This is a genomic window from Plesiocystis pacifica SIR-1 (genome assembly GCF_000170895.1).
Lineage (GTDB): Bacteria > Myxococcota_A > Polyangia > Nannocystales > Nannocystaceae > Plesiocystis > Plesiocystis pacifica.
The window spans coordinates 1-7680 of record NZ_ABCS01000199.1 but is presented as its reverse complement, the minus strand read 5'-3'; the positions used below and the strand labels follow the sequence as shown (position 1 = coordinate 7680).

7 protein-coding genes are annotated in these 7680 nt (G+C 73.7%); all 7 read right to left on the bottom strand.

Annotated elements, in window-relative coordinates:
• Positions 1-1494: bifunctional ADP-dependent NAD(P)H-hydrate dehydratase/NAD(P)H-hydrate epimerase (locus tag PPSIR1_RS40900; protein ID WP_006977221.1), on the bottom strand; the 1494-nt coding region annotated here is incomplete at its 3' end.
• A gap of 3 nt (positions 1495-1497) precedes the next feature.
• Complete coding sequence (gene glmM, locus PPSIR1_RS40895; RefSeq protein ID WP_006977220.1) at positions 1498-2859, bottom strand: phosphoglucosamine mutase; 1362 nt, start codon at positions 2857-2859, stop codon at positions 1498-1500.
• 73 nt (positions 2860-2932) lie between these two features.
• A complete protein-coding gene (locus PPSIR1_RS40890) occupies positions 2933-3991 on the bottom strand; it encodes a CdaR family protein (RefSeq protein ID WP_006977219.1) in 1059 nt (352 codons plus the stop codon).
• Positions 3981-4883: a diadenylate cyclase gene (locus PPSIR1_RS40885; RefSeq protein ID WP_006977218.1), complete on the bottom strand. Its 903-nt coding sequence runs from the start codon at positions 4881-4883 to the stop codon at positions 3981-3983. The genes PPSIR1_RS40890 and PPSIR1_RS40885 overlap by 11 nt, the downstream gene beginning before the upstream one ends.
• A complete protein-coding gene (gene folP / locus PPSIR1_RS40880; protein ID WP_232296643.1) occupies positions 4880-5815 on the bottom strand; it encodes a dihydropteroate synthase in 936 nt (311 codons plus the stop codon). The genes PPSIR1_RS40885 and folP overlap by 4 nt, the downstream gene beginning before the upstream one ends.
• 29 nt (positions 5816-5844) lie before the next feature.
• Positions 5845-7170, bottom strand: coding sequence for a sigma 54-interacting transcriptional regulator (locus tag PPSIR1_RS40875; RefSeq protein WP_006977216.1), 1326 nt, complete (start codon positions 7168-7170; stop codon positions 5845-5847).
• A gap of 146 nt (positions 7171-7316) precedes the next feature.
• Positions 7317-7481 carry a hypothetical protein gene (locus PPSIR1_RS48955; RefSeq protein ID WP_157596519.1) on the bottom strand — a complete coding sequence of 55 codons (165 nt, stop codon included), beginning with the start codon at positions 7479-7481 and terminating at the stop codon, positions 7317-7319.
• Positions 7482-7680: the final 199 nt, after the last annotated feature.

The following is a 7680-nucleotide window of genomic DNA, read 5'->3' as shown; positions in this document are numbered from 1 at the left end:
CGCGACGGCGTGGACGTGGACGCCCGCGGCCGCGGCCTGCCAGGGCGAGAGGCCGCGGGCCAGCAAGGCCGCGATGGCGCCCGCGAGCACGTCGCCCGAGCCCGCCGTGGCCAGGCGCTCGCTGCCCCGCGGGCACACGGCCCAGCGCGCCCCCGTCCCGGCCTCGGCCTCGGCGATCACCGTCCCCGCGCCCTTGAGCACCACCGTCGCGCCGCTGCGCTCGGCCAGCGCCCTCGCGGCCGCGCGGCGGTCGGCCTGGACCCGCGCGCTGGTCCAGCCCGCGTCGGGCTCGACCATGGCCAGGCAGCGCGCCGCCTCGCCGGGGTGCGGCGTGATCACCCGCGGCCCGGCGCTTCGAGCCTCGCCGAACAGCCAGGCCATGAACTCGAGGCCGCTGGCGTCCCAGACCATCGGCCGCGGGTCGCTGCGATCGAGCTCGGTCAGCTCCGCGCGGCGCTGGGCCAGCTCGGCGCCCTCGCCCGCGCCGGTCAGCAAGTCCGTCCGGCCGGGGCCCACGACGAGCACCCCCGCGCCGGGGGTCGGCGCTTCCTCGGGGCCCTCGAAGGCCAACATCAGCTCGGGGCGGGCGGCGACCAGCGGCGCGAGCAGTGGGCCCTTGCCGCCTCGAGCCGAGAGGGTCACCAGGCCCGCGCCCATGCGCAGCGCCGCCACGCTCACGAGCAGCGCGGCCCCGGGCGTCGCCGCGGCCCCGGCGAGCACACCCACGTGCCCGCGTTGACCTTTGTGGGCGGCGCTCCCGAGGCCTCCGAGCCAACTCGCCACGGCGCGCGGATCGACGAGCTCGCCCGCAGCTCGCAGCCCCGGTCGCGCGCGCAGGCCAATGTCGGCCACGACCACCCGACCCGCCAGGGCGCGGCCCGGGGTCAGGTGCAGGCCAGGCTTGCTGCGCTGGAAGGTCACGGTGCAAGCGGCCGCCAGCGCGGCGTCGCTCGAGACCGCGCCGGAGTCCACGTCGACCCCCGTGGGTACGTCCACGGCGACGACCTGCACGGGCTGCGCTGCGCGGACGCTCGTCGCCCACGCCAAAGCCTCGGCGACCCCGCCCCGCGGCGCGCCGCGGCTGCCCGTACCCAGCAGCGCGTCGACGAGGATCATCGGCGAGCCCGAGCCCAGCGGCCCGCTCTCGAAGGCGCGCGCGTCGACGATCGGCACGCCGTAGGCCCGGGCCAAGGCCAGCTGAGCCTCGGCCGCGTCGTTGCGCCGCGCCGTGGCCAGCACCGCCCGCACTCCCGTGTAGCCCCGGGCCCACAGCTGACGCGCGACGGCCAGGCCGTCCCCGCCGTTGTTGCCCGGGCCGCACAGCACCTCCACGCGCACCGCGGAGGACGCGGCCAGGGCCTCGACCTCCGCGCTCACGCACAGCGCCGCCCGCTCCATCAGCACCGGCGAGGGCGCCCCGAGCACGTCCATGGTGTAGCGGTCCGCCCCCGAGGCGTCCGCGGCCGTCCACAGCTGCGGCGGCGCCAGGTCCATGGCTCAGCCCACCTTCGCCGCGATCTCGGCCACCGCCGCGTCGCCGATCTCCTCGGCCTGCTCGGTGATGCTGCGCTCGTCGCCGCCCTCGACCATGACCCGGAGCTTCGACTCCGTGCCCGAGTAGCGGACCACCACGCGCCCCTCGTCCGCCAGGCGCTCCTCGACCCCCGCGATGACCTTGGCCAGGCGCGTCAGCTCCCCGAGGGGAACCTTGCGGGGCACCAGGTAGCTGCGCGAGACCTGCGGGTAGCGGGTCATGACCGCGGCCAGCTCGGCCAGCGGGCGCTCGGCCCGGACCATGACCGCGAGCAGGGACAGCGCCGAGACCAGGCCGTCGCCCGTGGTCGAGTGGTCGAGGCTGATGATGTGCCCGGACTGCTCGCCGCCGAGGTTGCAGCCGCGCGAGCGCATGGCCTCGACGACGTAGCGATCGCCCACGGGCGTGCGGTGCAGGCCGACGCCGACCTCGGCGAGGCTGCGCTCGAGGCCAATGTTCGACATCACGGTGGCGACCACGGCGTTGCCGCGCAGGGCCGAGCGCTCGGCCAGGTCCCGGCCGATGATCGCCAGCAGCACGTCGCCGTCGACGATCTTGCCCTTGGCGTCGCAGACCACCGCCCGGTCCGCGTCCCCGTCGAGGGCCACGCCGATGTCCGCCCGGTACTCGCGGACCATGTGCGAGAGGTGCTCGGGGTGCATGGCCCCGACGCCGGCGTTGATGTTGGTCCCGTCGGGGCGCACGCCCGTGCGGACCACGTCGGCGCCGAGCTCCTCGAACACCGCCGGGGCGATCTTGTAGGCCGCCCCGTTGGCGCAGTCGACCACGATGCGCAGCCCGTCGAGCTCGTACTCCTGGGGCAGCGCGTGCTTGACGTGGGTGATGTAGCGCCCGCCCGCGTCTTCGAGGCGCCAGGCCTTGCCGATGCTCTCGCCGTGGGCCAGGCGATCGTCCACGGCCCCGCGCTCCATCAGCGCCTCGATGTGGCTCTCGACCGTGTCCGGCAGCTTGAAGCCGTCGTTGGCGAAGAGCTTGAAGCCGTTGTCCTCGAAGGGGTTGTGGCTGGCCGAGATGACCACGCCCGCGTCGGCGCGCATCGAGCTGGCGAGGTGGGCCACGCCCGGGGTCGGCAGCGGGCCGGTCAGCATGACGTCGACCCCGAGGGCGCACAGGCCCGAGGCCAGGGCCATCTCGAACATGTAGCCGCTGCGCCGCGTGTCCTTGCCGACGACGACCTTGCCCTCGCGGCCGAAGTGCGCCGCCACGGCCATGCCGAAGCGCATCGCCACCTCGGGGGTCATCGGGTGGACGTTGGCGCGGCCGCGGATGCCGTCGGTGCCAAAGAGCTTGCGTTGCTTGGACACGGGCCAGTGATAGCCAAAAGCCCGGAGCTCGAAAAGGTTGCACCGCGAGCGGGGCCCCTCCCCCGCCCGAAGCTCAGTCGCCCCCGGGCGCGAGACCGGGCTCAGAGCCCGCCTCCGCGTCTTCCTCCGCGCCCTTGGGCGTCTCGGTCTCGACACCGGCGGAGGAGATGCGCAGGCGCACCACCTCGGGCTCGTAGCTGAGGATCTCGCGGTCGGCCTCGCTCACGCCCGCGCTCCACCCGAAGGTCAGGGTCACCGTGCGCGCGTCGGAGCGCCGGCGGGGCTGGCCCTCGAGGCCGACCTGGGCGACCAGCGGGGCCTCGAGGGCGGCGATCCGCCGCAGCGCCGCCCGGGGCCCCCGGATTGTCAGTCGCTCGGTCCGGGGGAGGCCCTCGGCGTCGTCGATGGCGCTCAGCAGCAGCTCTTCCACGGCGACCTCGAGGGCCAGCTCGCCGCGGGTCGGCGTGGCCTCGACGATCAGGCGCACGCTCGACCCTTCCCCCACCTCGGCGCCCACGAAGCGCAGCCCCGGCCCCGGCGCGGGCACGTCGAGCTCGCGCTCGAGCCTCCCGGTCAGGCCGCTGATGTCGACCTTGCCCGCGTCGAGCTCGCCCAGACCTTCGAAGCGCGAGCGGGCCCCCCGGACCATCAGCGCCTCGGGCTCGAGCGCCGTGGGCCGCAGCTCGTAGTCCCGCCCGACCTTGCCCTCGAGCTCGACGAGGACCGGCACCAGGCGCTCGACGATGGCGTCGAAGCGCAGGTCGACGGCGTCGTAGTCGAGCTCCTCGAGGACCACCCCCGGGGGCATGACCACGGCCGCGGGGTCGAGGACCATCGGCCCCGGGCGGGCGTCGGTGAGGTCGAAGGGGATGGCGCCGAGGGCCTCGGCGTCGAGGCGGTTGACGTTGGCCCACGGCCCGTGGACGGAGACCTCGACGGTCTCGGGCAGGTCCGTGAGCAGCACGCGGTTGGGATCGGCGACGGGCTCGAGGGGCACGGTGAAGCTGCGCTGGACCTCGCCGCGGGTGACCACGAAGACCACCGAGGTCAGGAAAAAGGCGATCAGCTTGGTGCCCCAGTTGCGCGTCAGCGCAGCGCCGACGCGCGTCAGCGCGTTGCCCTCAGCGTCCACTCTCGGCCTCCCGGTTGGGCTTCGAGCTGCGCCGGTGGCCCGGCGAGCTCTGCATCACCGCCGACATCGAGCTCGACACCGCCGCCGACACCCCGCTGCCCTCGGCCCGCGCCTCGTCCTCGCCCAGCGGGCGCTCGAGCCAGGCCTCGACCCGGGCCTGGAGCTGCTCGCGCTCGAGGGCCTCGCTCATCGCCCCGCCCTCGACCACGCGCAGCTCCCCGCGCTCTTCGGACAGCACGATCACCAGGGCGTCGCTGTCCTCGCTGATGCCCAGGGCCCCGCGGTGGCGCGTGCCAAAGCAGTGATCGAGGCCCTCGCGCTTGGACAGGGGCAGGACCACCCCAGCCCGGGCGATGCGCAGCTCTCGGATCAGTACCGCGCCGTCGTGGGCCGTGTTGATCGCGTGGGGCACCATCAGGGCCACGAGGGTCTCGGCCTGCAAGGGCGCGTCGATCTCGACGCCGGCGTCGCTGCTGACCTCGAGCACGTCGAGCTCGCCCTCGAGGATGATCAGCGCGCCGATCTTGGCCTGCTGCAGGCGCCCGCAGGCGCTGACCAGCGCATCCACGGCGCTCGCCGTCGACTCGCGCCGCGCCGCGGGCATGAGCCGCTGACCCACGCGGACCAGCAGGCGGCGCAGCTCCGGGTGGAACACGACGATCAGGATGATGATGATGTACTCGAGCACGGCCTCGAGCAGCAGGCCAAAGCCGACGATGTCGAGCTCCCGGGCGGCCCAGCCGGCCGCCGCGAGGACAGCCACGAACACGAGCACCGGCACGGCCCGGGTGCCCTCGAGCAGGCGCAGCGCGGCGTAGGAGGCCGCGTAGAGCAGCACGAAGTCGAGCAGGTCACGCCACGAGAGCGCGGCGAGCAGCTCCGGCACGCTCACCGCGCCCCCTCCCCTCGCTCGAGGCGCGCCGCGAGCATCGCGGCGTGCAGGTCCATGGCCCGGCAGGTGTCGAGGACGTCGTGGACCCGGACCATCGCCGCGCCGTGCTCCGCCGCGAGCGCGGCCGCGACCACGCTCGGGAGGCCGCGCTCGGACACGGGCAGGCTCAATCCCTTGCCCAGCAGCCGACCCAGGAAGCTCTTGCGGCTCGCCCCGATCAACACGGGGCAGCCGGTCCGCGCCTCGAGGGTCGCGCTCGCGCACACCAGCGCGGCGCTCTGCTCCGCGCTCTTGCCAAAGCCCACGCCCGGATCGACCAGGATTTGCTCGCGCGTCACGCCGGCCGCCAGCGCGCGCTCGACCGCGGCCGCGAGCTCGTCGCCGACCTCCGCGACCACGTCGTCGAAGGCGATGTCGCGCTGCATGGTCTCGGGGATCCCGCGCATGTGGCTGATGCACAGCCCCGCGCCGGCCGAACCCACGACCCTCGCCATGCCTGGGTCGGCCAGGGTGCTGACGTCGTTGACGATCGTCGCGCCCGCCTCGAGGCCCGCGCGGGCGACCTCGGCGTGGCGCGTGTCCACGCTGATCGCGACCGCGGGAAAGCTCCCCGCCAACGCGGCGATGATCGGGACGACCCGGGCGCGCTCGTCGTCGTGGGACACCGCCTCCGCCCCCGGCCGCGTCGACTCCCCGCCGACGTCGAGCACGGCCGCGCCGGCGTCCACCCACGCCCGAGCCTGGGCGACGATGGCTTCGGTCGCCGCCCCGAGCTCGCCCTGCCCGTCCCACCAGCGCCCCCCGTCGAAAAAGGAGTCCGGCGTCACGTTGACGATCGCCATGACGCGGCAGCGCCCTGTGGGCAGCGCGACGCGACCGCCCGCGTGGACCCACGCGCGCCCGCCTGCCTGCTCCCCTGGGCTCGCCGACACCCCTGGATGGTAGATCACTCCACCCAGGCTCACTTGGCGTAGTGCTTGGCGTCGATGCCGTAGCGACGCAGCAGCTTGTGCAGGTACTTGCGGTCCATGTCCGCCTCTCGGGCGGCGCGCGAGATGTTGCCCTTGGCGCGCTCGAGCAGCCAGCGCAGGTACGCGGCCTCGAAGCGCTCGACGGCCCGCTCTTTTTGCTCGCGGAAGGTCAGCGTGGGGTCGAAGGCGACCTTGGGCTCCTCGGCCTCGAGCTCCCGCGTGGTCACCAGGTCGATGCCGCCGTCCTGGTTGAGGTAGGCGCTGCGCTCGACCACGTTGCGCAGCTCTCTGACGTTACCGGGCCAGTCGTAGCCCATCAGCCGCGCCATCGCCTCGGGGCTCGGCGCGCTCCACATCCCCGGGGGCAGGCGGCGCGAGAACACCTCGATGAGCGTGGGGATGTCCTCGCGACGCTCGCGCAGCGGCGGGATCTCGCACGAGACCACCGAGAGCCGGAAGTAGAGGTCCTCGCGCAGCTCCCCGGCCTCGACCAGGTCCGCGAGGTTGCGGTGGCTCGCGGCGATCACCCGGACGTCGGCGACCACCTCCTCGACGCCGCCGGTCCGTCGAAAGCGGCCGCTGTCGAGCATGCGCATCAGCTTGGGCTGGAGCTCCATGGGCAGGTCGGCGACCTCGTCGAGGAACAAGGTCCCGCCCGCGGCCAGCTCGACGGCGCCGCGTCGGCCCATGCCCTCGGGGCGCCCGAACAGGTCGACCTCGAGGGCCTCCCCGTCGACGCCGCCGCAGTCGACGATCACGAAGGGGTGGTCCCGGCGCGGCGAGGCCTCGTGGATGGCCCGGGCGAGCAGGTCCTTGCCCGTGCCCGTCTCGCCGGTCAGCAGCACCGTCACGTCCTTGTCCGCGACCCGCTCGAGCACGCCGAACACCCGGCGCATCTCGATGCTCGGCCCGATCACCGGGCCAAAGCGCGTCCGCTCGCTCGGCAGCACCTTGGTCCGCTCCTCCCGAGGCACGAAGCGCAGCTCGATCTTGCCCAGGCCGATGACGTCGCCCGGCCGCAGCCACGCGTCGGCGATGCGCGAGCCGCTGACGAAGGTGCCGTTGGTCGAGGCGCGGTCGAGGAGCCGGTAGGAGTCGCCCTCGCGGCGCAGCTCGGCGTGGGTTCGGCTCACCGACTCGTCGGGCAGGGTGACCTCGCACTGCCGCGACTTGCCGATGCGCACGACCTCGGAGGTGATGTCGATCTCGTGTCCGCGCATGCTCCCCGACAGCACCACCAGGCGGTAGCCGTGCTGGCGCAGCTCCGGTCCAGGGTCCGAGATCGCGGTCGGCGGTGCAGGCTGATCGCTCGCCACGGGCTGACGCTATCACGACGCCGCGGCCCGCTCACCGAGGCGCATCCAGCCAACCAACGCAAAGAGGGACGGCACGAATGCCATCCCTCTGTTCCCAGACGGGTCCCCCAAAGCGCCGGGTCCACCTGCTTCTGTCCGCGCTCGGCTCAGATGAAAAAGTCGATCACCGCGACGCCGCGCTCGGGCTCTCGCTCTTGGGTCGGCTCCCGCGGCTCGCGCTCGATGGGGCGCGCCAGCGGAAGCTGGAGCACGGGGCGCTCGGTGCGGGGGCGTTGACGCTTGCGGGGTTGGTGGATCGACGGACGTGCCATGGTGGGGGCCTCGTTCGCGGGAGGTGCCGCGGTTGCAGGCTGAAGAGATGCAACTCTCAAACCAAGCGTGCGATCGCTCGCACTCGCGCGAAAGTGTGGGAATTCTCGCCGAACTCCGTCCCGATCCGAAATTCCTGGCGCGAATGCACCACGACATTGGTGTCCGGTGGCGTCCAGAGTTGTCGTCGAGCGGGTCATT

Coding starts and splice junctions, on each gene's coding strand:
- PPSIR1_RS48955 (WP_157596519.1), bottom strand. CDS start 7,481: ATGGCACGTCCGTCGATCCACCAACCCCGCAAGCGTCAACGCCCCCGC.